Raw genomic sequence first — 25,019 nt, 5'->3', positions numbered from 1 at the left:
TGTGCGGGAATGGCCGATGCCGTCAATGAATCCGGCTCGTGGCCGGTCGGCGCAAAGGCTTGTGCGGCGGGCCTTTCAACCGGGCGTCCATGGCGCGTTACGCGTCGGATTCGGCGCCGGCGCGCGGCGGGTGCCCGGTCCAGCGTCGATACGCATGGCGGAAGCTGCGGGGCTCGCTGTAGCCGAGACGTTCCGCAATGGCCGCGACCGTCAGCTCGGGATCGTCGAGCATCCGCACCGCCTCGTCGCGGCGCACGTCGTCGAGCAGCGACTGGAACGTGAGGCCGTCCTTGTCGAGCCGACGGCGCAGCGTGCGCTCCGTCAGGTGCAGCGCGTTCGCGAGCGACGTCATCGACTTGAAACGCGCGAGGTCGCGCGCCATCAGCTCCTTCGCGCGATCGGCGAAACGCGTGCCGACCGACGCGGCCCACTGCCGTTCGAGCGCCTCGCACTGGCCGTGCAGCGCATTGAAGCTGACTTCGTTCGCGAGCAGCGGCATCTCGGTGCCGTTCACGGACGTGAACACGAGCCGGTTGTCACCGGCATTGAACGCGACCTTGCAGCCGAAGTGGCGCGTGTAGTCGGCCGCGTTGCGTGGCGTGCGGCGCGCGAGCTGTACCTGCGCGGGCCAGACCGGCTTGCCGACGAGGTCGGACACGATCAGGCGCAGGCTCGACAGGCACATGTCGACCTGGAACACCTCGAGATCGGGCTCGCCGTTGTAGCGGCTGATGGTCACGCTCATGCCGTCCGCATGCGCATCGATACGCACGTCGAAATACAGGCCCATGAACAGCGGAAACTGGCTCATGCACCGGAATGCCTGCATGACGGAACCGCTGATCAGCATCGCGTAGCCGGCGAGGCCGAGTGTCGATACGTGCAGCCGCGCGCCGATCGACAGCCCGATCGACGGCACGCCGCTGCGCTGCAGCAGGTTGCGGAAGCAGCGCTGCTCCTGGCCGCGATTCACGTGCAGGTTCGGCGACGCGACTTCGTCCGCGCCGAGCCCCGTGCCTTCGAGCAGCGCGGCACCGTCGATGTGCCGCACGCGGCACTCGTCCAGCGCGACCGCGATCGCGTGGACGGTGGCGGGAATGTCCTCCTGGCGTCCGGCCGGGCGCGCGAGGCCGAGCGACGAACGCAGGCTGCGCTCGGCCCGGCTCTGGTTTCGATGAGATCGGGTGTCCATGGTGCTGACGGGGCGACTGGGTCGCGTAGAACATAGCCGGAATGTCCGCAAAACGCCAGTGCGGCACAGCACCATGCATGACGCGCCGGCGCGATACGCGGTGGGGTGTCCGGAAATATCCCCCGATTACGTCCGCATTTCTCATTCGTGGCGGAATTTTTGGCGCACCACACTTTCTTCCAGTCGTGCGCCGCCGGCCGTGCCGGGCGAACGAGTGTTGAAGCCGTGAACGCCACCTACGTGAGGACAGCATGGACAACGACAGCCCCGGTCGATACGCATCGGCCGCCGCGACACAGGACTTCGCAGCGCACGCGTTTCGCGGCGACGCGGACGAACGCCGCAAGCCGCACCTGCTCGGCCTCGCGACGCTGGTGATCTTCGGCCTCGCGTACATGCTGCCGATGACGGTGTTCACGACCTACGGGCTCGTCACGAGCGAGACGAACGGGCACCTGACGGCCGCGTATGCGGTCACGCTGGTCGCGATGCTGTTCACCGCGCGCAGCTATGGCCACATGGCGCGGCTGATGCCGAGCGCCGGGTCCGCCTATACGTTCGCGAGCCGCAATTTCGGCACGTCGGCCGGCTTCATGGTGGGCTGGGCGTTGCTGATGGACTACCTGTTCATCCCGATGATCAGCTACCTCGCGATCGGCATCTACATGAAGCAGATTTTTCCGATGGTGCCGGCCAGCGTGTGGATCGTCGGGAGCATCGCGCTGATCACCGGGCTGAACATCGTCGGCATCCGGCTCGTCAATCGCGTGAACCTGATCCTCATCGCGAGCCAGCTCGTGTTCATCGCGATCTTCGTCATCGCATCGGCGCGGGTCGCGGCAGGCGAGGGGCTGTCGATGGCCGTCGCGCTGCCGTCGTCGGGCGATGCGCGCGCGATCTTCGCCGGGTCCGCGATCCTGTGCCTGTCGTTCCTCGGCTTCGACGCGGTCACCACGCTGTCGGAGGAAACGCGCGAGCCGAAGCGCACGGTGCCGCGCGCGATCCTGCTCTGCACGCTGGCGAGCGGCGTGCTGTTCATGCTGATCGCGTATGTCGGGCAGGTGGTGTTTCCCGACTGGCACGCATTCAAGGATCTCGATTCGGCCAGCCTCGAGCTGATGCGGCGCATCGGCGGCGGCACGTTGTCGGCGTTCTTCGTCGCCGTGTACGTGGCCGGCTGTTTCGCGAGCGCGATGGCCGGGCAGGCGAGCGTGACGCGCGTGCTGTTCGCGATGGGCCGCGACCGGGTGCTGCCCGAACGCGTGTTCGGCCACCTGCATGCGCGGCTGCGCACGCCGGTGCGCGCGACGCTCGCGGTCGGCGTCGTGTCGCTGTCCGCGCTGTTCGTCACGCTCGATCTCGCGTCGACCATGATCAGCTTCGGCGCGCTCGTCGCGTTCGCGGTCGTGAACCTGTGCGTGATGCGCAGTTATCTGTGCCGCGCCGAGCATCGCCGCTTCGCGGGCTGGATCACGTTCGGCGTGATGCCGGCGCTCGGCTTCGCGATGAACGTGTGGCTCTGGTCGGGGCTGTCGCGCCAGACGTTCTACGTCGGCATCGGCTGGCTCGTGCTCGGGCTCTGCCAGCTCGCATGGCTGACGCGCGGTTTCACGCGCCCCGCGCCGACGCTGTCGATGAACTGAATGACCGGGCGCGCCGCGCCGGACCTGAAACCCTGAAGGAGGAGTGAACCATGAACGCTGTTGACGTCAATCTCGATGCGGACCTGCAGGCGCTCGGCAAGCGCCACCTGCTGATGCATTTCACGCACGCCGATGCGTATCGCGACCATGCGCTGACCGTGTTCGACCGCGGCGAAGGCTGCTGGCTCGTCGACCGCCGCGGCAAGCGCTACTTCGATGCGCTGGCCGGGCTGTACTGCGTGCAGGTCGGCTACAGCCACGGCGCGGAAATCGGCGACGCGATCCGCGAGCAGATGGTGCGGCTGCCGTTCGCGACCAACTGGGGTGTCGGCCACGAGCCGGCGATCACGCTCGCGCACAAGCTCGCGACGCTCGCGCCGGACGGGCTGAACCGCGTGTTCTTCACGTCGAGCGGCTCGGAGTCGAACGAAGCGGCGATCAAGCTGGTGCGCCAGTATCACCAGTCGCGCGGCGAGCCGCAGCGGCGCAAGTTCATCGCGCGGCGCGTCGCGTATCACGGCACGTCGTTCGGCGCGCTCGCGCTGAACGGGATGACGAACTTCCGCAAGCATTTCGAGCCGCTGATGTCGGGCGTGCGCCACGTGGGCAACACGAAACGCTACGGCCGCCCGGCGGGCGAGACGGAAGCGCAGTTCACGCGCCATCTGCTCGACGAGATCGAGTCGCTGATCGTGCAGGAAGGCCCGGATACCGTCGCCGCGATCGTCGTCGAGCCGCTGCAGAACGCGGGCGGCAGCCTGACGCCGCCGGCCGGCTACACGGCCGGGCTGCGCGACATCTGCGACCGGCACGGCGTGCTGCTCGTCGCCGACGAAGTGATCTGCGGGTTCGGCCGGCTCGGCGAATATTTCGGCTCCGCGCGCTACGGGCTGAAGCCGGACATCATCACGTTCGCGAAAGGCATCGCGTCGGGCTACGTGCCGCTCGGCGGCGTGATCGCGAGCGACGCGGTCGTCGAAACGATCCTCGACGGCCCGCAGCAGATGTTCCTGCACGGCGCGACATACGGCGGCCATCCGGTCGCGTGCACGGCCGCGCTCGCGAACCTCGCGATCATGGAGCGCGAAGGCGTGCTCGAGAACGTCCGAAGCAACGAAGCGGTGTTCCGCCAGACCCTCGACGGCCTGCTCGAACTGCCGTGCGTCGGCGACGTGCGCGGCGACGGTTACCACTACTCGCTCGAACTCGTGACCGACAAGACCGCGCGCCGCTGGGCGGCCGGCATCAGCGCGCAGGCGTTCGTGTCGACGCTGCTCGCGCCCGCGATCTTCGACGCGGGGCTGCTGTGCCGCGCGGGCGTCGATCACGAAGGCACGCCGATCGTGCAGTTCTCGCCGCCGCTCGTGATGTCGCGCGACGAAATCGTGTGGTTCGTCGCGCAGATCCGCGACATTCTCGTCGACACCTTCGCGCGCGCGACGCACTGAGCGCGACACCGGCATCCGTCACCACAGGAGCACTCGATGCGAACCTCACAACAGTCCTATATCGACGGCCAGTGGCTCGACCCGGCCGATGCGAAGGCGATCGACGTGATCGACCCGAGCACGGCGCGGCCGTATGCGCAGCTCAGGATCGGCGGCGCGGCCGACGTCGACCGCGCAGTGGGCGCGGCCCGGCAGGCCTTCGACACGTATTCGCGCTGGCCGGTGGGCGAGCGCGTCGCGCTGCTGCGGCGCGTGCTCGAGATCTACCAGCGCCGCTACGAAGAGGTCGCGCGGACGATCAGCCAGGAGATGGGCGCACCGATCGCATTCGCGCGCGCGATGCAGGCGGCGGTCGGCACCGCGCACCTCGAGCAGACGATTCGCGCGCTGCAGTCGTTCCGCTTCAGCACGCAGACCGATTCGCTGCTGGTGTCGCACGAGCCGATCGGCGTGTGCGCGCTGATCACGCCATGGAACTGGCCGATCAACCAGATCGTGTGCAAGGTCGCGCCGGCGCTCGCGGCCGGCTGCACGATGGTGCTCAAGCCGAGCGAGATCGCGCCGTTCAGCGCGATCCTGTTCGCGGAGATCCTGCACGAAGCCGGCGTGCCGCCGGGCGTGTTCAACCTCGTGCACGGCTACGGGCACGAAGTGGGCGACGCGCTGTCGCGGCATCCGGACGTCGACATGGTGTCGTTCACCGGTTCGACGCGCGCGGGTGTCGAGGTCGCGAAGGCGGCCGCCGATACCGTGAAGCGCGTGCACCAGGAACTCGGCAGCAAGAGCCCGAACCTGATCCTGCCCGATGCCGACATCGAGGATGCGGTCACGCGCGGTGCGCGCAGTTGCTTCAGCAACAGCGGGCAGTCGTGCAACGCGCCGACGCGGATGTTCGTGCATGTCGACCACCTTGCCGCAGCCGAGGCCGCGGCGCGCAACGAGGCGGCGCGCACCGTCGTCGGCGATCCGCGTTCGACGGAAACGGGTATCGGGCCGGTCGTCAGCCGCACGCAGTTCGACCGCATCCAGCAGCTGATCCAGTGCGGGATCGACGAAGGCGCGACGCTCGTCGCCGGTGGCACCGGTCGGCCCGACGGGCTCAGAGAAGGTTTCTACGTGAAGCCGACGGTGTTTTCGAACGTCACGCCGGGCATGACGATCGCGCGCGAGGAAATCTTCGGGCCGGTGCTGTCGATCCTGACCTACCGCACCGAGGACGAGGCGATCGCGCTCGCGAACGATTCGGTCTACGGGCTTGCGGCGTACGTGCAGACGAAGGATCTCGAGCGCGCGCGCCGGGTCGCGGCACGGCTGCGGGTCGGCAATGTCCACATCAACTACCCGCCATGGAACCCGGCTGCGCCGTTCGGCGGCTACAAGCGTTCGGGCAACGGACGCGAGTATGCGGAGTTCGGCCTCGTCGAATATCTGGAGACGAAGGGTACGACGGGGTACACGGAAGGCGGCGTGCGCTGACGATCCCGATCGCCCGGGTACACCACGAGACGAATACGTTCCGGCCGGTGCCGACGCCGCTCGCGGCGCTCGGCCGCAACGGTGCGCAACGGCGCGTCATCGGCATTCGCGGCGCGGTAGGGGTATTCAGGCCGCAGCGAAGCAGTCGGCCTTGAATCGACCGCGCCGGCCGACGCTCAGTCCTCTTCGGGATCCGTTGCGGCCACATCGGGTCCCGCAATGTGAGCGGCGGCCCGCCTGCGGATTTCGGAGTCGAGGATCAGACGCCCGCGCAGCTTGCCTTTCATCCGCTTCACATGCTTGGGCGCGTCGGTCATGTGCTCGACCATCAGCGCACGCACGCGCTCGGCATCGCGCTCGCGAGCGGCCTGCAGGATCGCCTTGTGGATCGACACGTTCGCTTCGCCGAAGCGCTTGTGCTCGACGAGCGGCGTATCGTTCCGGAACTCGATCAACTGCCGGATCATCTCGTTGATCAGCTCGCAGCTGAAGCGCAGGAACGGGTTCGGGTTCGCGGCCGCGAGGATGTCGTGGAACGTCGTGTCCTCCTGCCGCTGGCGCAGCATGTGGCCGCGGTCGTGTACGCCCGACGCGCCGTCGCAGCACGCGATGTTCGCCTCCAGCGCCGCGAAGTCGCGCTCGGTCAGGTGCGGCACGGCGCCCGCCGCCAGCTCGGGTTCGAGCAGTTGGCGCACCGTATAGATGTCGTCGATCGTCACGTCCTTGAAGAACAGGTAGTTCTGCAGCAGCTGCAGCGTGCGGTCGAGCGGCACCTCGACGACCATCCCGCCGCCCGTCGGCCCCGTCGTGACCTTGATGAGCCCCTGCACCTCGAGCGACTTCAGCGCCTCGCGGATCGTGCTCTTGCTCACCGCATAGAGCTGCTGCAGCTCGGCTTCACGCGGGAGGCGGTCGCCCGGCTTCAGGTCCTTCTCGGTGATCAGCCGCTTGATCTCCTCGGCGACGAGGTCGGCCCGCTTCGGCTGCTTGATTTCGACTGCGAGGCCCGCCCTGGCTCGGTCCATGACCATCTTCACGACTCCTTTGTCTGACTGCGCGCCGCGTCATCGTCGACGATCCGTTCCGGCGCGAGTACGGAATTTTGCCTGATTGACACTAATTTTGATCAACTCTAGCATCAGGTTCATTCTATTTATCATGATAAATAGGATCAACCGGCGGCGCGCATCCTGCAGGGCGTGGGCACGGTTTGGCAGTCGGTCGCATCGCGTGTGTCCCCCTTTATCAGGAGCGTCAACTTGAATCGCCGAGAACTGTTGAAACTGGCCGCGCTGTCGGCCGTGCCGGGTGCGCTCGGCAGCATGTCGTCCCGTGCCGCGTTCGCGCAGGGTTCGCCCATCCAGCTGGCGTGCCCGGTGCCGATGTCGGGGCCGTTCGCCGCCAACGGCAAGTACGCCGATCTCGGCATGCAGCTCGTCGTCAAGCAGTACGGCAAGGTCCTCGGGATGCCGCTGGCCTATACGGCGCTCGACACCGAGGGCAAGCCCGCGACCGCTGTGCGGCGTGTGCAGGAGATCGCGCAGCAGAAGGGCGTGCGCTTCTTCGCGGGCGGCATCCTGTCGTCCGAATCGCTGGCGATGGGCAAGGAAGTCCAGAAGGCGGACGGCGTGTTCATCACGACGGCCGGCGCGGACGAAATCACCGGCAAGGATTGCAATGCCGCGACGTTCCGCTGGTCGGTGCCGACCTTCGGCGCGATCGAGCAGACGGTGCGCCCGTTGATCCAGATGCTGCCGAAGGCGAAGCGTTGGTACACGATCACGCCGCAATACGTGTTCGGCGACGGCCTGCTGTCGGCCGCGAAAGCGATCTTCAAGGAGAAGGGCATCGAGCATGTCGGCAACAGCTACCACTCGCTCGCAGAGAAGGAATTCAGCGGCTACCTGACGAACGCGGTGGCCGCGCAGCCGGACGTGCTGCTGATCCTGAACTTCGGCTCGCAATCGTCGGATACGTTGCGCCAGGCCGTCAGCTTCGGGATGAAGCGCAACTGCACGATCCTGCTCGCGTGGGCGTCGGGCCTCGAACAGTTCGAGGCGCTCGGGCCCGACATCTGCGACGGCGTGTATTTCGGCGCGCAGTACTGGCACGGCATCGATTCGCCGCTGAACCGCGATCTGGTGAAGCGCACGAACGCCGCGTTCAAGGCGAACCCGAACTACAGCCTCGCGGGGTCGTACATCTGCTCGAAGATCTTGGTCGACGCGATGTTGAAGGCCGGCAGTGCCGATCCGAAGAAGGTCGTTGCGGCGATGGAGGGCATGAAGTACGACGGCCTCACGGGCCCGGAGGAAATCCGCAAGGGCGACCACCAGGTGCTGAAGAACTATTACCTGCTGAAGGGCAAGCCGAAGAACCGGATGAAGAATGCCGACGATTACGCCGACATCGTCAGCTCGGGCCAGTCGTTCCTGCCGATCGACAAGACGGGCTGCAAGCTCGCGTGACGCTATGCATGCGTCCGCGGCCGTCGTGCGCCGCGGACGTCCATTTCCTTCCTTTCTGACACGGAAGCCATGAACGTCTATCTGCTGCAGATCGTCAACGGCATCGGCGTGGGCATGCTGTATTTCCTGCTCGCCGTCGGCCTGTCGATCGTGTTCGGCCTGCTGCGCTTCGTGAATTTCGCTCACGGCGCGTTCTACCTGCTCGGCGCGTATCTCTGCTACCAGGCGCTGCAATGGTCGGCGAATTTCTGGGTCGCGCTCGCGGTCGTGCCGCTCGTCGTCGGCGCGTTCGCGTGGATCGTCGAGAAGCTCGTGCTGCGTCACGTGTATGCGCAACAGCACGAATTCCACATCCTCGCGACCGTCGGGCTCGCGCTCGTGCTGCAGGAGTGCGCGATCCTCGCATGGGGCCCGCTCGGCGACAACGTGCCGCCGCCCGACGCGCTGAACGGCGTCGTGATCTGGGGCGGCTTCGTCTACCCGAAATACCGGCTGTTCGTGATCGGGTTCACGGCCGTGCTCGCCGCGTTGCTGTGGTGGGTGCTCGAAGGCACGCGGCTCGGCAGTACGGTGCGCGCGGGCAGCGAATCGACGGAGATGGTATCGCTGCTCGGCATCAACGTGACGCGCGTGTTCAGTCTCGTGTTCGCGCTCGGCGCGGCGACGGCGGCACTCGCGGGCGTGCTCGCCGCGCCGATCCGCGGCGTCGATCCGTTCATGGGCATCGAGGCGCTCGGCGTCGCGTTCGTCGTGGTCGTGGTCGGCGGGATGGGGAATTTTCTCGGAGCGCTCGTGGGCGGGTTGCTGGTCGGTATCGTGCAGAGCCTGATGAGCACGCTGTGGCCGGAAGGCGCACGGCTGATGATCTATGTCGCGATGGCGGCCGTGCTGCTGTTGCGTCCGAACGGGTTGCTGGGGAGGGCCGCATGATCGAATCGTCGAAACCGCTGCCGTCGGGAGCGGCAGTCTCGCAGCGCGTGCCTGTATGGCGCTCTGCGTTGCAACGCCCGGAGGGCTGGCTCGCGGTGGCCGTCGTGTGCGTGCTGCCGGTCGCGCTGAGCTCGGGCTCGCTCGCGACCGAAGTGCTGGTGTTCGCGCTCGCCGCGCTCGGCTGCAACCTGCTGCTGGGCTATACGGGGCTGTTGTCATTCGGGCAGGGCATCTTCTTCGGGCTCGGCAGCTACGCGGCGGGGCTGGTGCTGACGCACGGCGTCGCATCGGTGACCGCTGCGCTCGCTGCAGCCACCGTGCTCGGAGCCGTCGCGGCGGCGCTCGTCGGCTGGTTCTCGATCCGGCAGCGTGGCACCTACTTCGTGATGCTGACGCTCGCGTTCGGGCAGCTGTTCTACTTTCTCGCCTACACGACGCCGGACGTCACGGGCGGCGACAACGGGCTGCTCGACATCCCGCGTCCCGCGCTCGCCGTGTTCGGGCATCCGCTCGTTTCACTCGATTCGCCGTGGCGCTACTACGGCTTCGTCGCGGTGCTGTTTGTCGCGGTGTTCTGGCTGCTGTTGCGCGTGTCGCGCTCCGTGTTCGGCCGCACGCTGCTCGCGATCCGCGACAACGAGGCGCGCGCGGCGGCGGCCGGCTACGACGTGAAGCGCTTCAAGCTTGCGGCGTTCGTGCTTTCGGGGGCGGTCACGGGTTTCGCGGGTGCGCTGCACGCGTTGATGACGGGCATCGCGCCGCTGTCGAACATCGACTATCACACGAGCGAGATGATCCTCGTGATGACGGTGATCGGCGGCACGGGCAACCTGTTCGCGTCGGTGCTCGGCGCGGCATTCTACGTGCTGTTCGCGGACTGGCTGTCGACGCTGTGGCCGCGCTGGCTGCTGCTGCTCGGCCTCGTGCTGATCGCGGTCAGCCTGTTCATGCAGCGCGGGTTGTGGGGATTGGGTGAACGCGTCGTGGCGTCGCTGCGGCGCGGCGGACGCACGGCGGTGACGACCGAGGAGCGGCAATGAGCGAAGCGATTCTCGAAGCGCGCGGCATCGTCAAGCGCTACGGCAAGTTCACGGCGCTGGGCGGCGTCGATCTGCGGATCATGCCGCGCACCGTGCATTCGGTGATCGGGCCGAACGGCGCCGGCAAGACGACACTGTTCCATACGTTGACGGGCACGCTGCCGATCACGTCGGGCTCGATCCTGTTCGACGGTCACGACGTGTCGCGCGAACCCGATCACAAGCGCGTGCGGCGCGGCATCGCGCGCTCGTTCCAGGTGACGAGCCTGTTTCCGAACCTGAGCGTGCGCGAGAACCTGCGGGTTGCCGCGCAGGGCGTCGAATCGCGGCGCGCGCTGAATCCGTGGACGCCGCCGCGCGGTGCGCTCGCGCACGACGGCATTGTCGACGGCGTGCTCGAGCGGCTCGGCCTGCAGCGCTTCGCCGATACGGCGGCCGGCGTGCTGTCGCACGGCCAGCAGCGCCGGCTCGAGGTCGGGATGGCGCTGGCGGCGCGACCGCGCGCGATCTTTCTCGACGAGCCGACGTCGGGCATGGGGATCGACGATCTCGACGACATGAAGGCACTGATCCGCGGCCTGCGCGACGACTACACGGTCGTGCTGATCGAACACAACATGGGCATCGTGATGGACATCTCGGACACGATTACGGTGATGCAGCAGGGCCGCGTGCTGGTCGAAGGCAAGCCGGATGCGATTCGCGGCGACGAGCGCGTGCGCAGCGCGTATCTCGGCAACATGATCACGGGAGGCCGCGCATGATGCTCGACGTGAAGGAGGTTCATGCGTACTACGGCAAGAGTCACGTGCTGCAGGGCATTTCGCTGAACGTGAACGAAGGCGAGACGGTGACGCTGCTGGGGCGCAACGGTGCGGGCAAGTCGACGACGCTCAAGACCATCGCCGGTGTCGTGGCACCAACCGGCGGCACGGTGACGTTCGCGGGCCGTTCGCTGTCCGGGCAGCCCGCACACCGGATCGCCACGCGCGGGCTGTGCTTCGTGCCCGAGCATCGCGGGATTTTCCGGCTGCTGTCGGTCGAGGAAAACCTGCTGCTCGGCGCGCGCCGGGATTCGCCGTGGCAGCTCGACGACATCTACCGGATCTTTCCGCGCCTGAAGGAACGCCGCCGCAACGGCGGCGCACAGCTGTCGGGCGGCGAACAGCAGATGCTCGCGATCGGACGCGCGCTGATGAACCACCCGCGGCTGCTGATGCTCGACGAGCCGGTCGAGGGGCTCGCGCCGGTGATCGTCGAGGAGATCGTCGCGCAGTTGAAGCAGATCAAGGCGGCCGGCGTCGCGATCCTGCTCGTCGAACAGAACCTCGAAGTGTGCACGCAGCTCGCGGACCGCCACTTCGTGATCGAACAGGGCGTGATCGTCTATGAAGGCAGCAACGCGGCGTTCGCGGCCGATCACGAGGTGAAGGACCGTTACCTGGGCGTCGGCGTCGCGTAAGCGCCGTGCCCTTTCATTGCGAGGAATTTCATCGATGCAAGATCAGGATTCGACATCGGGCGTCGCGGCGTCCGGCTTGCGCGTCGACGGCGCGCGGCTGTGGGACAGCCTGATGCGTCTCGCGCGGATCGGCGCGACCGACAAGGGCGGCGTATGCCGCCTCGCGCTCACCGAACTCGATCGCGAGGCGCGCGACCTGTTCGTCGCATGGGCGAAGGAAGCCGGCTGTACGGTGCGTGTCGATGCGATCGGCAACATCTTCGCGCGGCGTGCGGGCGAACGCGACGACCTGCCGCCCGTGGCGACGGGCAGCCATATCGACACGCAGCCGACCGGCGGCAAGTTCGACGGCAACTACGGCGTGCTCGCGGGCCTCGAAGTGCTGCGCACACTCGACGACGCGGGCGTGCGCACGCGTGCGCCGCTCGAGGTCGCCGTCTGGACCAACGAGGAAGGCTCGCGCTTCGTGCCCGTGATGATGGGCTCCGGCGTGTTCGCGGGCGCGTTCACGCTCGACCATGCGCTCGCGCAATGCGACCGCGACGGCGTGTCGGTACGCGACGCGCTGGTTGCGATCGGCTATGCGGGCGATGCGGGCGGCGGGCGCGGCGCGCATCCGGTCGGCGCGTATTTCGAAGCGCATATCGAGCAGGGGCCGGTGCTGGAGGCGCACGACACGACGATCGGCGTGGTCGAGGGCGCACTCGGGCAGCGCTGGTACGACGTGACCGTGCACGGCATGGAGGCGCACGCGGGCCCGACGCCGATGGCGTTGCGACGCGACGCGCTGCTGGTCGCGGCCGATCTGGTGCGCGCGGTGAACGCCATTGCGCTCGCGCATCCGCCGCACGGACGCGGCACGGTCGGCTGGGTCGACGTGCACCCGAATTCGCGCAACGTGATTCCGGGCCGCGTGACGCTGACCGTCGACCTGCGCGCGGCTGACGACGCGACGCTGACGGCGATGGATGCGCAACTGCGCGCGGCGTGCGCCGACCTGGGCGCAGCGGCCGACATGCGGATCGACGTCGAGCAGGTCGTGTATTTTCCGCCGCAGCCGTTCGATGCGACGCTGGTCGAGCAGGTTCGCGCCGGCGCGAACGCGCTCGGGCTGTCGTCGATGAACGTGATCAGCGGTGCGGGCCACGACGCTGTGTATCTCGCGCGCGTTGCGCCGACCGCGATGATCTTCGTGCCGTGCAAGGACGGGATCAGCCACAACGAGATCGAGGACGCCGATCCGGTGCATCTGGAAGCCGGCTGCAACGTGCTGCTGCAGGCGATGCTGGGCGCGGCCGGGATCGCGAAGGGCGGTACACGATGAAGATCCTGATCGCCCGGATGAACCACGAGACGAACACGTTCTCGCCGGTGCCGACGCCGCTCGCCGCGTTCGGCCGCAACGGCCCCGACTGGGGCGATGATGCGTATCGCGCGAATCGCGGGATGCGCACCGCAATGGCCGCGTTCCTCGACGCGGCCGAGCGTGAAGGCGCCGGGATCGTCACGCCCGTGTCGGCGGCCGCGAACCCGAGCGGGCCGGTCGCGGCCGGCGCGTATGCGGCGATCTGCGATGCGATCGTCGCGGCCGCGCCGGGTTGCGATGCCGTGATGCTCGACCTGCACGGCGCGATGGTGGCCGAGCAGAGCGCGGACGGCGAGGGCGACCTGCTCGAACGTGTGCGTGCGGCGCTGCCCGGCGCGCCGATCGCGGTTGCGCTCGACCTGCATGCGAACGTCACGCAGAAGATGGTCGATCACGCGGATGTGATCGTCAGTTTCAAGACCTATCCGCACGTCGATATGTACGAGACGGGCGAGCATGCGGCGCGCGTGCTGCTCGATCGTCTCCACGGTCGCACGCGGCCCGTGCTTGCGTGGCGGCAGCCGCCGCTGATGACGTCGACGTTGCGCAGCGCGAGCGCGGAAGGCGCGATGAAGCGCGCGGTGGAGGCCGCGCGCGCGGCCGAGGCCGACGGGATGCTTGCGGTATCGGTGCTGCCCGGTTTCTCGCTCGCGGACATTCCCGCGCCGTGCATCAGCGTCGTCGTGGTGGCCGACGGCGACCGCGCCGCGGCCGACGCGGCGGCCGAGCGCATCGCACGGCAGATCTGGGACGCGCGCGACGAATTCGTCTATCGCAGCGCGCCGCTTACCGAATCGGTCGCGCAGGCCGCGGCGCTCGCGCGCGACGCGGATCGCCCCGTGCTGATGCTCGATCACGGCGACAACTGCATGTCGGGCGGCCCGTGCGACACGATGGACCTGCTCGAGGCCGCGCTCGGGCACGGGCTCGACGGCATCGTCAGCGGGCCGCTGTGCGACCCGCAGGCCGTCGCCGCGCTGATCGACGCGGGCGTCGGCGCGACCGTCACGGTGCCGGTCGGCAACCGCCTGCCATCGCACGGCGGCGTGCGGCGCGAGCCGTTTCGCGCGACCGGCATCGTGCGCGCGCTCACCGACGGCGAATACGTGATCACGGGGCCGACTTACACGGGGCAGCGCGCGTACATGGGCCGCACGGCCGTGCTCGATATCGGCGCGGCCACGCTCGTCATCACCGAGCGTACGCAGGAGCCGTGGGACCTCGGCGTGTTCGAGAGCGTCGGCGTCGATCCGCGCCGCGCACGCTTCCTGCTGCTCAAATCGCGGATGTATTGCCGACCGGTGTTCGTGCCGATCGCGGCCGCGCTGGTCGAGTGCGACAGCCGCGGCGTGACGGGCTCGGACTACGGGCTGTTTCACTACGAGCGGCTGGCGCGGCCGGTGTATCCGCTCGATGATGTCGGCGAGTGGTCGTCCGGCGCGCGACGGACGGGTTGACCGAAACGAACCGGGTGCGGGACGCCGGATTCGGCAGCTTTCGGGCATCATGCGGTGGTTTCGACCCGTCGAGCAGCAGGGTCGAGCCAACCATTGCATCCGCAACCGATCCGGAGAACCGACCGCCATGCATTCGAATCCTTTCCGCCCGCGCAGCGCGCGCCTGCTCGCCGCGCTGACCCTCGCCACGACGGCCGTTGCCGCGCACGCCGCCGACTGGATCGTGTCCGGCAACGACGGCAAGTACCAGCGCGTCGAGGGTCGCGATACCTATCTCGCTTCGCCGCCCGCCGACACGCTGACGCTGCTCGACGCCAGCACGTTCCCGCCGAAGGTCGCGCGGCAGATCGACGTCGAGAACGGCATCCAGGGGCCGCCGCAGGCCGTCGCGATCACGCCCGACGCGAAGCTCGCGCTTGTCGGCGCGCCGACGCGCTACGACACGGCCGCGAAGCAGCTCGTGTTCGACACGTTCCTGCAGGTCGTGAATCTCGACGCCGCGCCGCCGTCGGTCACGCGCATCGAGCTCGGCACGCATCCGCAGGGGATCGCGATCGACCGCTCGGGCAAGCTCGCGCTCGTCGCGAACGTCGACGGCAGCGTGTCGATCCTTCGCATCGACGGCACGCAGGTGACGCTCGACGGCAGCCTGAAGATCGGCAAGAAGCGGCTGGCCGGGATCAGCTTCACGCACGACGGCAAGCATGCGCTCGTGTCGCTGCGCGACGAGCAGGGCATCGCGGTGCTGAACGTCGACGACGGCAAGGTGACCGACAGCGGGTCGCGCCTGAGCACGGGTGTCGCGCCTTACACGATCGACGTGTCGAGCGACAACCGCTGGGCCGTCGTCAGCAACGTGGGGCTGGCCGGGCTGCCGGGTTATACGGGCACGCTCGCGGGCGATGCCGATTCGGTCGCGCTGATCGACGTGTCGCGCGTGCCGTTCCGCACGGTCCAGTACCTGACGGTGCCGTCGCTGCCGGAAGGCGTCGCGATTTCGCCGGACGGGAAGTGGATCGCCGTGCAGGCGATGGACGGCTCGAACCTGACGGCCGACAATCCGGGCCGCCACAAGATCGGCAAGGTGCTGCTGTTCGAAATCCGCAACGGGCAGGCCGTGAAGGTGAGCGAGGTGCCCGGCGGCGAAGCCGCGCAAGGCATCGTGTTTACCGCGGACAGCCGGCACGTGATCGTGCAGTTCAACGTCGAGCGGCAACTGGCGTTCTATGCGGTGGAAGGCGGCAAGCTGCGCGATACGGGCAAGCGGATCGCGCTGACGGGCGGACCGTCGTCGCTGCGGACGTTGCCGCGCTGACGCGCACGGCATCCGTTCGTCCCGTTCTTCACGTTCATGCGGCGCCCGGGTTCGCCGGGCGCCCGTCAATGCACCTCCCGGTGCGCCGCCGTTGCAACGCAACAAATGGCGGGAATGCATACCCGAAGCTGCTTAACTCCCGATTGTTTAGTTAAACAAACTGAAAATTCGGGAAACTTCTCGTGGTGAATAAACAGTCGTTACGGCACTGTAAGCCCCTGGGAAGGATGTGACGTTCCCGGAGACAGGGCGGTGAGGCGACGGTTGCGGCAGCAACGATCGTCGCGGGGTATTCGCATGTAACGAGTCAGCATGACGTCGCCTGGAGGGCCAGTCGACGCCACGCCGCGCGGCATCGAGGTGTCGCGCAGGGCCGCAAGCCGCACGGCGTGCCGGATGATCGCGGCGCCGGAACAATCGTTTTGATTAACGGTACTAAACGAAAAAATGAGACATCCACGACTCTTGCTCGTCGCCGCGCTGACTTGCACGGCGCTTGCCGCGTGCGGCGGCGACGACGTGAACAGCGTTCAGACGGCCAGCAACGGCGCGGGAGACACGCCGTCGACCGTGCCGCCGACTTCGGAACCGTCCCGGCCGTCGCAGCCCGATCAACCGGCGCCGCCCAGGCGCACCAACATGCAGCTGACCCGGTTCGTCAATCCGCTCATCGGCACGCAGGTCAACTCGGACTCGGGTTACGCGGGCAACGTGAGCCCGGGCGCGATGGTGCCGTTCGGGATGGTGAATTTCGGGCCCAACACGCCGCGCTACAACTTCAACGGCTCGGGCGGCTACCTGTCGACGGGCGGGGCGGGCGGCACGATCGACTTCTTCAGCGTGACGCACCTGAGCGGTGTCGGGTGCCCGGGGCAGGGCACGGTCGCGATGCTGCCGGCCGATGCGGCGAAGGCGATCGCGTCGGGCGGCCGGCCGACCGGAATCGGGTACAGCTATGCGGATGAAACGGCCGAACCCGGGTACTACAAGGTCCGCCTCGCGAACGGCATCGTCACGGAGCTGAGCGCGACGGCGCGCTCCGGCATCGCGCGCTTCACGTACACGGACAAGGACAAGGGTTTCTTCTCGATCGACGCGAAGCTGAACGGCAACAGCGATTCGGGCAGCACGAAGGTCACCGCCAGCAACGTCGCGCTGGCGCTCGCGAGCGACGGCAGGTCGATGAGCGGGCAGGCCGTCGCGCCGGCGTTCTGCACGCCGTACGGCACGGTGTGGAACGCGCCCGTGTATTTCTACGCGACCTTCGACAAGCCGCTGCGCAAGCAGGCGGGCACGTCGGCGGTGAATACCGTCAGCAACGGCGCGGCGACGCTGCAATTCGACCTGACCGACACCGACCGCACCGTCACCGTGAAGGTCGGGGTCTCGTCCGTCAGCATCCAGAATGCGCAGGCCAACCTGAAAGCCGAAGGCGAAAAGCTCGCGTTCGACGACGCGCGCAACAACGCGTCCGGCTTGTGGAACGACCGGCTCAACACGATCCAGATCGACCAGGCCGCCGCGCCCGCATCGCTGAACGCGACGCAGAAGGCGAACCTGACGAAGTTCTACACCGCGCTCTATCGCGTGTTCGGCACGCCGACGCTCTACAGCGACACGAACGGCGAATTCCGCAGCATGCGCCAGCCGAAGAACGCGAGCGGCGGCTATCCGGCGTCGGTCGACCAGACCGGCACTGTGCCGCAGCGCGCGACGGCAAAGGTCGGCGACTACGCATTCCGGCGCACCGACGGCTCGCAGGGCGGCGCGGGCAACCACTACACGGGCTTCTCGCTGTGGGATACGTACCGGTCGCAGACGCAGTTGCTGGCGCTGCTCGCGCCAAAGGAAACGAGCGACATGATGCAGTCGCTCGTGGTCGACGGGCTTCAGTGCGGTGCATTCCCGCACTGGGTCGACGGCAGCGACGATTCGACGCCGATGGCCGGCGACAACGCGCTGAACGTGATCGCCGGCGCGTACAAGTTCGGCGCGACCGATTTCGATCTGGTGTCGGCCGCGCGGCTGACGAAGCAGTCGGTGTTCGATCCGTCGAGCGCATGCAACGACCGCACGAGCGCAGCGGGCCTCGCCAACTTCCTGACGGCCCACTACCTGTCGCAGGGCGACGACGGTCACTCGTCTTCGGCCACCATCGAGCGCGTGCTGAGCGACCGTTCCGCGGCCGCGTTCCTGCAGGCATTGCCCGCCAGCGTGCTGAACGCGCCGTCGGTCGGCGTGACGCCCGACAACATCGGCACGCTGTACACGCGGGCCGGGTGGTGGCGCAACATCTTCGACTACACGAACAAGGTGATCGCCGCGCGCAATGCGCCGCCGGCCGGCTCGGCGCCCGGCACGCTGGGGACGCTCGTGCAGGGCTCGTTCCATGAATCGACCGAGCCGAACTACTTCTGGACCTTCGCACAGGACTGGAGCGCGCTGATCGACGCGATCGGCGGCAAGCAGGCGGCCGTCGCGCGGCTGAACACGCTGTTTGCGATCACGACGCCGTTCTCGACCGTGCCGGCCTCCGGCGACCTGAACGGCGGCGAATCGTCCACCGGCCTGTACATCGGCAACGAACCGTCGTTCCAGTCGCCGTGGGGCTACAACTGGGCCGGGCAGCCGAGCGGTGCGCAGTACATCCTGCCGATCATCATGTCGAAGGCGTTCACGACCGCGCGCGACGGGCTGCCGGGCAACGACGACATGGGGGCGACGTCGAGCTGGTACGTGTGGGCGGCACTCGGCATGTTCCCGGTGATTCCGTCGGAGGCGGGGCTCGCGCTGTCCACGCCGCAGTTCAGCGGGATCACCGTCTGGTTCGGCAACGGCAAGACGCTGCGGCTCGAAAGCGACAAGCAGGTGGCGATGGACGGTGCGGGGCACCCGTCGTTTGCGTATATCCAGTCGCTGAAGGTGAACGGCGCGGACTACGCGGGCTCATGGCTGCCGCTGGGAAAGATCGCCAATGGCGGCACGATGAGCTACACGTTGTCGGCTGCGCCGACGCAATGGGCGGCCGCCGACAACCTGACGCCGCCGTCCGGGCCGAACGCGGACTATACGCAGATGACGGCCGGCAGTCCGTCGACGGTGATGCGCATGCGCCGGGCCGGCGCGCAGTGAACGTGACCGGCGCGCGCACGGTCTCGCACCGCGCGCGTGCCCGCGACGATGTCGGCATCATCAGGGAGACAACCACATGACGTCGAAAGAACGCCGGAAATTCCTGTCGTATGGCGCCGCACTGGTCGGCACGAACTGGCTCGCCGGCTGCGGTGGCGACATGGATGCGCCCGCCGGCGCGTCCGGCACGCCCGGCGCCGACGGCCCCGCGACGGTCACGCCCGTCGTGCCGGGCGACCCCGAACACAGCCTGCTGGCCGCGCAGGATCTCACGACGAACTGGACGTTCGCCCCGGCGAGCCGCCTGCCGGGCGCCGGCGGCGCGCAACTGTCGGGCGCGGCCGGCGTGCCGGGCATGGCGCCGGCGACGGTGCCCGGCACCGTGCTGAACAGCATGATCGTCAACGGCAAGTATCCCGACCCGTTCTACGGCCGCATCGTCACGGACACCATTCCCGACACGCTGAAGGACACCGACTACTGGTACCGGACGACCTTCACGGCGCCCGCACGGCAGCCGGGGCAGCGGCTGTGGCTGCGCTTCGGCGGCGTCAACTACTGCGCCGAGGTCTGGCTGAACGGCGCACCCGTCGGCCGGCTGGAAGGCGCGTTCAAGCAGGGGACGTTCGACATCTCGAGGCTGGTGCCGCAGGCGGGCGGCGCGGCCGGTCTCGCGGTGCGCGTCGTCAAGCCGGATTTCTCGGAAGGGCCGCTGCTGCCGAGCTACGCGAGCGGCGTCACGCGCGGCGGGCGCAACGGCGGCCCGACCGGCGTCACGCTGAAGAACGGGCCGACCTTCTTCTGCTCGGCGGGCTGGGACTGGCTGCCGACGATCCCCGATCGCGAACTCGGCATCTGGCAGCCAGTGGCATGGTTCACGACCGGCGCGGTGCGGATCGCGGCGATCAACGTCGCGCACACGCTGTCCACCGACCTGTCGCACGCCGAGTTGCGGCTCGATCTCGAACTGGACAACGGCTCCGGCGCGGATCTCGTCGCGACCGTCGTCGGCACCGTCGGCAACGGCGCGCCGTTTCGCCACGACATCGCGATTCCCGCATCGAGTACGACGACGAAGGTGTCGCTCACGTCGTCGGATATCGCGGCGCTGTCGATCAGGCAGCCGAGACTGTGGTGGCCGAACGGGTATGGCGAACCGAACCTCTACGCGGTGACGGTCGGCATCGAGGTGGCGCGCAGGCGCTCGGACGAGCGCACGCTGAAGGTCGGCCTGCGCCGCATCGAATACGTGCGCGACATCGGCATGGGGCCGCAGTTGAGCATCACGGTCAACGGCCTGCCGATCCTCGTGATGGGCGGCAACTGGGGGCTCGACGAAGCGCTGAAGCGCATTCCGCGCGAACGGCTGTTCAACCAGGTGCGGCTCCATCGCGACGCGAACCTCAACCTGATCCGCAACTGGAACGGGCAGAGCACGAGCGACGATTTCTTCGATGCATGCGACCGCTACGGGATCCTCGTCTGGCAGGACTTCTTCTTCTCGACCGAAGGCGACGGGTCGGGGCCGGCCAACGTGCCGCGCGATCTCGACAACATCCGCGACGTGATCGCGCGCAACCGCCATCGTCCGTCGATCCTGCTCTGGTGCGGCGGCAACGAAGGTGCGCCGCCGCCGGCACTCGTCAAGGGGCTCGACGCGCTCGTCGCCGAACTCGACCCGCAGCGCCTGTGCCTCACGAGTTCGGCCGGCGATACGGGCACCGGCGCGGTGAACGGCTATTCGTCCGGCGGCCCGTACAACTGGGCCTCGCCGCAGGCGGCATTCAGCCGCGGCTACGGCACGACGTCGATTGCGTTTCACAACGAGGTCGGCTCGCATTCGATCCCGACGCTCGAATGCGTCGAATCGATGCTGCCGCCCGGCTCGTACGAATGCCCGGACGACTTCTGGGCCGACCGCGACATGAACGGCAACGGCGCGTACTACCCGTCGGTCGGCAAGCAGGGCGGCGCCGGCTACATCGCGATGACGGCGCAGCGCTACGGCCCGATCCGCAATCTCGCGGACTTCGTGCGCAAGGCGCAGATGATGAACTACGAATGCATCCGCTCGATCTACGAGGCGAACGCGGCCGTGATGATCGGCCCGGTGGCCGGGAAGATCACGTCGCCGGCCACCGGCGTGATCATGTGGATGACGAACCCCGCGCAGCCGAGCTTCGTGTGGCAGATGTACAGCCACGACCTCGACGCGCACGCGTCGTTCTTCGCAGTGCGGCACGGGTGCCGTCGCGTCAATCCGATCCTCGATGCGAATACCGCCGACGTGACGATCGCGAATCATACGGCGGCGGCTGTCACCGGCCGCGTCGAGATGCGCGTGTACAACCTCGACGGCACGTCGAGCAGCCGGACCGTCGCGGACGTCGGCGGCGTCGCGAAGGCATCCTATCGCGTGGTGGCGAACCTGAAGGCGGCGATGGCCGCGGCGAAGTCGGACGTGTGCATCGTGTCGCTCGTGCTGACCGATGCGGGCGGCAATCCGCTCGCGGAGAACGTGTACTGGCGACAGCGCGACGGAGGCGATACCGCGTATACGTCGCTCGATACGATGCCGGGCGCGGCGGTTGCCATCGGCGCGGCATCGGCCGAGACCGACGACACGACGACGCGCATCACGGTCGACGTCGCGAACATCGGCACGACGTTCGCGTTGATGACGCACGTGCAGGTATTCGATCCGTCGACCGGTGCGCGCGTGCTGCCCGCGTTCTACAGCGACAACTACCTGAACCTGATGCCGGGCGCGAAGCGGCAGATCACGATCGATTTGCCGCATGCGAGCGGTGCGCCGGTGTCGCGCGCCGCGCTGCGCGTTGACGGGTGGCGGCTCGACCGCCCGAACTGCAGGCTTGGGCTCGGCGGCGTGCCGGTCGTGTTCAACGAGCGCGCGCTGGCGGTCGATCCGGCGGTTCCTACGTTCGGGGCATGCTGACGGCGGCGTGGGCGTGGGCGTGGGCACGATGCCGTGCAAGCGGCAGCGAGCCGCTCGAGCGCCGCGTGAAGGCACGCGGCGCTCGTTGCATGCCCGATCGCCGGCGAGCCGTTACGGCTTGAGAAACCTGTCGAGCCAGCGCGGTGTCGCCGCGCGATCGAAGACGACGTGCAGCTCGGGACTGAACGCGCCGTATTCGAGCCCGTGGCGTTGGGCAAGCAGCGTCAGGGACTGCGGCGAGTGAAACGAGATGTGCCCGTTGCGCGGCACGCAGTACCACCACTGCTCGATGCCGCGCTCGATGATCTCCCGGCTGATCAGCGATGTCTGGAACAGCAGCGCGCCGTCGCGTTTCCGGTAACGCATGATCTGGTCGAAGAGGTCGAACGGCGCCGGATGATGCTCGAACACCTCGAACGACAGGATCGTGTCGAACGTGCCTTCGGGCGGAACCGGGTGCGAGAACGGATCGTATGAGGTCACGTCCGTGAAGCCGCGCGACGCCAGTTTCCGTTCCAGCAAGCCCAGCCCCGAGCCGAAATCGAGAATCCGGCCTTCCCGCATTTCCGCGAAACTGGTGCAGATCAGGTCGGCATGCTGCTGCGGACGGACCTCGAGATACTCGGGATCGTGGCGGGCATAGTCGGCGTTATAGACATGCTGCGCGAAATCGTCGTGGGTCCAGCTGTCGAACATGGGCGCCCACGTGAAGCCGCATTGCTCGCAAGCATGGTAGTAGACCGGCACGCCCGCGAACGGGTCGACTTTCTTCCCGGCAATGAAGTCGGCGCCGCAGCGCGAGAAATCGACCAGCCCGCAGATGGGGGCGCGGGCCGAGCACACCTTGCAGGCGAGGGCGGCCGGGTGGCGGTTCGAACCATGATTCAAATTCCGTTCTCCTGGTTGCCGGCAAGGCGTGCGCGTGACAGACGGTGCGGAAGAGGCTATCACAGTCGCGCCGGCCGTCGCGACCGGGCGCGGCCGCGTGGCCCTGCGCGCTTACGGACGCAGCAGGTCGAATCCGCCGAACACGACGACACCGCTCAACACGATCATCGCGACGGAGTGCTGGCCGAAGTAGAGAATCGCGGCGGCAAGCCACGTCGTGATGCAGAAGGCGCCGATGCGGGCCATCGTGTGTTCCTCGAATGCGTGATGAAGTGAGCGCGCGCCGGACGGCGTTCGCCGCTTGAAGCGGCGAGCGGGGCACGCAGGCGAACGGAAAAGGCGACCCGCGCAGCCGCGACCGCGGCGTCGGCACGTGTCGCGTGCCGCGCCCGGAAGGGCGGGAGTCGATACCGGCGGCGTTGCGCGCTCGTGCCCCGGGGGCAGCGGGCGCGCGACTTCCGCCGGCGAAGCCGCGATTTTATCAGCGCTGCGGCGCCGCGAATCTGGCCCTTTCGCGACTAAAACCGGCGATCTTCAGCCAAATCTGTCGGGCCCTGATACTCAAGTTTCGTGTGACGAATGCCGTAAACGAATTGGAAGGCAATTTTTCCCCCAGCCACGATTCGTTTACCGACACAGGGACCGACACGATGCAGATCGATTTCTCCACGACCACGCGCACCTCGCTGGCGGACGCGAGCCCGGGCGCGAACGCTTCGTCGGCCGCGCCCGCCGCGACGTCATCCACCGATGGCGCGACGAATGCCGCGGGCGCGACGGGTACGACGAGTACGGCAGGCACGTCCGGTGCGCAGGGTTCGACCGGTGCCACCGGCGAAACGCTCGGCGCATCGGGGGCGTCGTCCGACGATCCGGCGGTCGCGCAGCTGAAAGCGTTGATCGACCGGTTGCAGAAGCAGCTGGCCACGATCGAGCGCCAGATGGCGAGCGCGGCGCAGCGCGCGAAGGACGACCCGGCCGCGGCGGTCGAACAGCAGTCGCTGAGCGCGGAAGCCGGCGCGATCGCGGGGGCGCTGGCGACCGCGATCGCGCAACTCGCGGCGGCCGTCGAGAAGACGGGCGGCTCGTCGGCGGGCGGGCTGGTGTCGACGCAGGCCTGAGCGGATGCGGCCGCGTCGGCCGCACGCATTACAATCGCAAGCACGTCTCCCTCGACAGGACGGCAGAACGATGCATGCGGAACTCGACGACGACGACCTCGTCCGCTTCGACGCGCAAGGCGGCACGCCGCTGCCGGCGGCCGACGCGCAAGGATGGCTCGAACACGACGGCGCGCGCATCTGGCACGCGTCGTTCGGCCACGGCCCGCCGGTCGTGCTGCTGCACGGCGGCCTCGGCCACGGCGGCAACTGGGGCAACCAGGTGCCGGCGCTGCTCGCGGCCGGCTACCGCGCGATCGTGATCGACAGCCGCGGCCACGGCCGCAGCACGCGCGACACTCAACCCTATTCCTACGAACGCATGGCGTCGGACGTGCTCGCGGTGCTCGATGCGCTGCACGTCGACCGTGCGCGCTTCGTCGGCTGGAGCGACGGCGCGTGCATCGCACTCGTGCTGGCCGATCGCGCGCCGGAACGTGCGGCCGGCGTGTTCTTCTTCGCATGCAACATGGACCCGGGCGGCACGAAGGAGATCGTGCCGGGCCCGCTGCTCGACCGCTGCTTCGCGCGGCATCGCAAGGACTATGCGGCGCTTTCCGCGACACCGGGCGAGTTCGATGCATTCGTCGCGGCCGTCAGCGAAATGATGCGCACGCAACCGGATTACAGCGCGGAGGATCTCGCGGCGATCGCCGTGCCGGTCACGATCGTGCTGGGCGAGCATGACGAATTCATCCGGCCCGAGCATGCCGCGTACCTCGCGCGTACGATCCCGGGCGCGACGCTGACGATCCTGCCCGGCGTGAGCCATTTCGCGCCGCTGCAGCGGCCCGCGCGGTTCAACGCGGCGATGCTGGCGTTTCTGGACCGGTTGCCGGGGTGACGCGCTCGAGCCTCGTGTTGCCAGCGCCGTGACTCGCTTGTACGGCAACGTCACCGACGTGTCGCGTTCGTGGCAGTGCACTTGACGGTGCTGCCCGACGTTCCCCGCAAACCATCCAGCACGCCGCGACGGCAGCGGTCATCCACGCCTTCGCCAATCCCATAAGTTTTTCTTTAGGCTCGATCAACATAACGTCGATTGTTGACGGACGGCTTACAGCGGATAGTCCTGCTTCGGCAGGC

19 protein-coding genes are annotated in these 25,019 nt (G+C 67.9%); 15 read left to right on the top strand and 4 right to left on the bottom strand.

Features of this window, described 5'->3' with window-relative positions; genetic code table 11:
* Window positions 1-97 precede the first annotated feature (97 nt).
* Window positions 98-1,192 carry an AraC family transcriptional regulator gene (locus tag E9536_RS28650; protein WP_136471555.1) on the bottom strand — a complete coding sequence of 365 codons (1,095 nt, stop codon included), beginning with the start codon at window positions 1,190-1,192 and terminating at the stop codon, window positions 98-100.
* Window positions 1,193-1,443: 251 nt separating this feature from the next.
* Between E9536_RS28650 and E9536_RS28645 the strand changes: the two genes are divergently transcribed.
* The 3 genes from E9536_RS28645 to E9536_RS28635 are packed head-to-tail and all read left to right on the top strand — an operon-like array spanning window position 1,444 to window position 5,759.
* Window positions 1,444-2,835 carry an APC family permease gene (locus tag E9536_RS28645; protein ID WP_059620381.1) on the top strand — a complete coding sequence of 464 codons (1,392 nt, stop codon included), beginning with the start codon at window positions 1,444-1,446 and terminating at the stop codon, window positions 2,833-2,835.
* 50 nt (window positions 2,836-2,885) lie between these two features.
* Window positions 2,886-4,283 carry an aspartate aminotransferase family protein gene (locus E9536_RS28640; RefSeq protein WP_136471553.1) on the top strand — a complete coding sequence of 466 codons (1,398 nt, stop codon included), beginning with the start codon at window positions 2,886-2,888 and terminating at the stop codon, window positions 4,281-4,283.
* Window positions 4,284-4,319: 36 nt separating this feature from the next.
* Window positions 4,320-5,759 (top strand): aldehyde dehydrogenase family protein, encoded by a 1,440-nt coding sequence (locus tag E9536_RS28635; RefSeq protein WP_136471552.1) that lies wholly within the window; start codon window positions 4,320-4,322, stop codon window positions 5,757-5,759.
* A 176-nt stretch (window positions 5,760-5,935) separates the two neighbouring features.
* Here E9536_RS28635 and E9536_RS28630 read toward each other — a convergent pair whose 3' ends face one another.
* Window positions 5,936-6,790: an FCD domain-containing protein gene (locus E9536_RS28630; protein ID WP_136471550.1), complete on the bottom strand. Its 855-nt coding sequence runs from the start codon at window positions 6,788-6,790 to the stop codon at window positions 5,936-5,938.
* Between the two features lie 228 nt (window positions 6,791-7,018).
* Between E9536_RS28630 and E9536_RS28625 the strand changes: the two genes are divergently transcribed.
* From E9536_RS28625 to E9536_RS28580, 10 genes are all read left to right on the top strand, one after another.
* Window positions 7,019-8,227 carry an ABC transporter substrate-binding protein gene (locus E9536_RS28625; RefSeq protein ID WP_136471548.1) on the top strand — a complete coding sequence of 403 codons (1,209 nt, stop codon included), beginning with the start codon at window positions 7,019-7,021 and terminating at the stop codon, window positions 8,225-8,227.
* 69 nt (window positions 8,228-8,296) lie between these two features.
* Entirely contained in the window at window positions 8,297-9,157 is an 861-nt protein-coding gene (locus tag E9536_RS28620; protein WP_027792118.1) for a branched-chain amino acid ABC transporter permease, read from the top strand.
* The gene (locus E9536_RS28615; protein ID WP_136471546.1) at window positions 9,154-10,197 is read left to right on the top strand and encodes a branched-chain amino acid ABC transporter permease; all 1,044 of its coding nucleotides are present in this window, start codon (window positions 9,154-9,156) and stop codon (window positions 10,195-10,197) included. The genes E9536_RS28620 and E9536_RS28615 overlap by 4 nt, the downstream gene beginning before the upstream one ends.
* Window positions 10,194-10,961 carry an ABC transporter ATP-binding protein gene (locus E9536_RS28610; RefSeq protein ID WP_136471544.1) on the top strand — a complete coding sequence of 256 codons (768 nt, stop codon included), beginning with the start codon at window positions 10,194-10,196 and terminating at the stop codon, window positions 10,959-10,961. Before E9536_RS28615 ends, E9536_RS28610 begins: the two co-directional genes overlap by 4 nt.
* Complete coding sequence (locus E9536_RS28605; RefSeq protein WP_060170144.1) at window positions 10,958-11,659, top strand: ABC transporter ATP-binding protein; 702 nt, start codon at window positions 10,958-10,960, stop codon at window positions 11,657-11,659. The genes E9536_RS28610 and E9536_RS28605 overlap by 4 nt, the downstream gene beginning before the upstream one ends.
* A 34-nt stretch (window positions 11,660-11,693) precedes the next feature.
* Entirely contained in the window at window positions 11,694-12,983 is a 1,290-nt protein-coding gene (locus tag E9536_RS28600; protein ID WP_136471542.1) for a Zn-dependent hydrolase, read from the top strand.
* The gene (locus tag E9536_RS28595; RefSeq protein WP_136471540.1) at window positions 12,980-14,482 is read left to right on the top strand and encodes a M81 family metallopeptidase; all 1,503 of its coding nucleotides are present in this window, start codon (window positions 12,980-12,982) and stop codon (window positions 14,480-14,482) included. Before E9536_RS28600 ends, E9536_RS28595 begins: the two co-directional genes overlap by 4 nt.
* Window positions 14,483-14,609: 127 nt before the next feature.
* Window positions 14,610-15,797 carry a beta-propeller fold lactonase family protein gene (locus E9536_RS28590; protein ID WP_136471538.1) on the top strand — a complete coding sequence of 396 codons (1,188 nt, stop codon included), beginning with the start codon at window positions 14,610-14,612 and terminating at the stop codon, window positions 15,795-15,797.
* Between the two features lie 447 nt (window positions 15,798-16,244).
* On the top strand, window positions 16,245-18,929 hold the full coding sequence (locus E9536_RS28585; protein WP_136471536.1) for a glycoside hydrolase domain-containing protein: 2,685 nt from the start codon (window positions 16,245-16,247) through the stop codon (window positions 18,927-18,929).
* Window positions 18,930-19,005: 76 nt separating this feature from the next.
* On the top strand, window positions 19,006-21,885 hold the full coding sequence (locus E9536_RS28580) for a sugar-binding domain-containing protein (protein WP_136471534.1): 2,880 nt from the start codon (window positions 19,006-19,008) through the stop codon (window positions 21,883-21,885).
* Window positions 21,886-21,996: 111 nt separating this feature from the next.
* Here E9536_RS28580 and E9536_RS28575 read toward each other — a convergent pair whose 3' ends face one another.
* Window positions 21,997-22,773, bottom strand: a complete 777-nt coding sequence (locus E9536_RS28575) for a class I SAM-dependent methyltransferase (protein ID WP_136471532.1) — start codon at window positions 22,771-22,773, stop codon at window positions 21,997-21,999.
* A gap of 111 nt (window positions 22,774-22,884) precedes the next feature.
* On the bottom strand, window positions 22,885-23,019 hold the full coding sequence (locus E9536_RS42570) for a hypothetical protein (RefSeq protein ID WP_006767081.1): 135 nt from the start codon (window positions 23,017-23,019) through the stop codon (window positions 22,885-22,887).
* A gap of 404 nt (window positions 23,020-23,423) precedes the next feature.
* On the opposite strand from E9536_RS42570, the gene E9536_RS28565 reads away from it, so the two are divergent.
* Together E9536_RS28565 and E9536_RS28560 are read left to right on the top strand one after the other, a co-directional pair.
* Window positions 23,424-23,894 (top strand): hypothetical protein, encoded by a 471-nt coding sequence (locus E9536_RS28565; RefSeq protein ID WP_059682918.1) that lies wholly within the window; start codon window positions 23,424-23,426, stop codon window positions 23,892-23,894.
* Between the two features lie 70 nt (window positions 23,895-23,964).
* The gene (locus tag E9536_RS28560) at window positions 23,965-24,777 is read left to right on the top strand and encodes an alpha/beta hydrolase (RefSeq protein WP_136471530.1); all 813 of its coding nucleotides are present in this window, start codon (window positions 23,965-23,967) and stop codon (window positions 24,775-24,777) included.
* The last annotated feature ends 242 nt before the right edge of the window (window positions 24,778-25,019 follow it).

This window comes from Burkholderia sp. LS-044 (genome assembly GCF_004803625.1).
Lineage (GTDB): Bacteria > Pseudomonadota > Gammaproteobacteria > Burkholderiales > Burkholderiaceae > Burkholderia > Burkholderia cepacia.
The sequence above is the reverse complement of the archived record's forward strand: the minus strand, read 5'-3'. Positions and strand labels throughout refer to the sequence as shown.

What these genes read in the sequence shown, in the direction of transcription:
- E9536_RS28560 (WP_136471530.1), top strand. Translation starts at nt 23,965, where the DNA reads ATGCATGCGGAACTCGACGACGACGACCTCGTCCGCTTCGACGCGCAA.
- E9536_RS28640 (WP_136471553.1), top strand. Translation starts at nt 2,886, where the DNA reads ATGAACGCTGTTGACGTCAATCTCGATGCGGACCTGCAGGCGCTCGGC.
- E9536_RS28595 (WP_136471540.1), top strand. Translation starts at nt 12,980, where the DNA reads ATGAAGATCCTGATCGCCCGGATGAACCACGAGACGAACACGTTCTCG.
- E9536_RS28580 (WP_136471534.1), top strand. Translation starts at nt 19,006, where the DNA reads ATGACGTCGAAAGAACGCCGGAAATTCCTGTCGTATGGCGCCGCACTG.
- E9536_RS28630 (WP_136471550.1), bottom strand. Translation starts at nt 6,790, where the DNA reads ATGGTCATGGACCGAGCCAGGGCGGGCCTCGCAGTCGAAATCAAGCAG.
- E9536_RS28635 (WP_136471552.1), top strand. Translation starts at nt 4,320, where the DNA reads ATGCGAACCTCACAACAGTCCTATATCGACGGCCAGTGGCTCGACCCG.
- E9536_RS28650 (WP_136471555.1), bottom strand. Translation starts at nt 1,192, where the DNA reads ATGGACACCCGATCTCATCGAAACCAGAGCCGGGCCGAGCGCAGCCTG.
- E9536_RS28585 (WP_136471536.1), top strand. Translation starts at nt 16,245, where the DNA reads ATGAGACATCCACGACTCTTGCTCGTCGCCGCGCTGACTTGCACGGCG.
- E9536_RS28610 (WP_136471544.1), top strand. Translation starts at nt 10,194, where the DNA reads ATGAGCGAAGCGATTCTCGAAGCGCGCGGCATCGTCAAGCGCTACGGC.
- E9536_RS28590 (WP_136471538.1), top strand. Translation starts at nt 14,610, where the DNA reads ATGCATTCGAATCCTTTCCGCCCGCGCAGCGCGCGCCTGCTCGCCGCG.
- E9536_RS28645 (WP_059620381.1), top strand. Translation starts at nt 1,444, where the DNA reads ATGGACAACGACAGCCCCGGTCGATACGCATCGGCCGCCGCGACACAG.
- E9536_RS28600 (WP_136471542.1), top strand. Translation starts at nt 11,694, where the DNA reads ATGCAAGATCAGGATTCGACATCGGGCGTCGCGGCGTCCGGCTTGCGC.
- E9536_RS28615 (WP_136471546.1), top strand. Translation starts at nt 9,154, where the DNA reads ATGATCGAATCGTCGAAACCGCTGCCGTCGGGAGCGGCAGTCTCGCAG.
- E9536_RS28605 (WP_060170144.1), top strand. Translation starts at nt 10,958, where the DNA reads ATGATGCTCGACGTGAAGGAGGTTCATGCGTACTACGGCAAGAGTCAC.
- E9536_RS28620 (WP_027792118.1), top strand. Translation starts at nt 8,297, where the DNA reads ATGAACGTCTATCTGCTGCAGATCGTCAACGGCATCGGCGTGGGCATG.
- E9536_RS42570 (WP_006767081.1), bottom strand. Translation starts at nt 23,019, where the DNA reads ATGGCCCGCATCGGCGCCTTCTGCATCACGACGTGGCTTGCCGCCGCG.
- E9536_RS28565 (WP_059682918.1), top strand. Translation starts at nt 23,424, where the DNA reads ATGCAGATCGATTTCTCCACGACCACGCGCACCTCGCTGGCGGACGCG.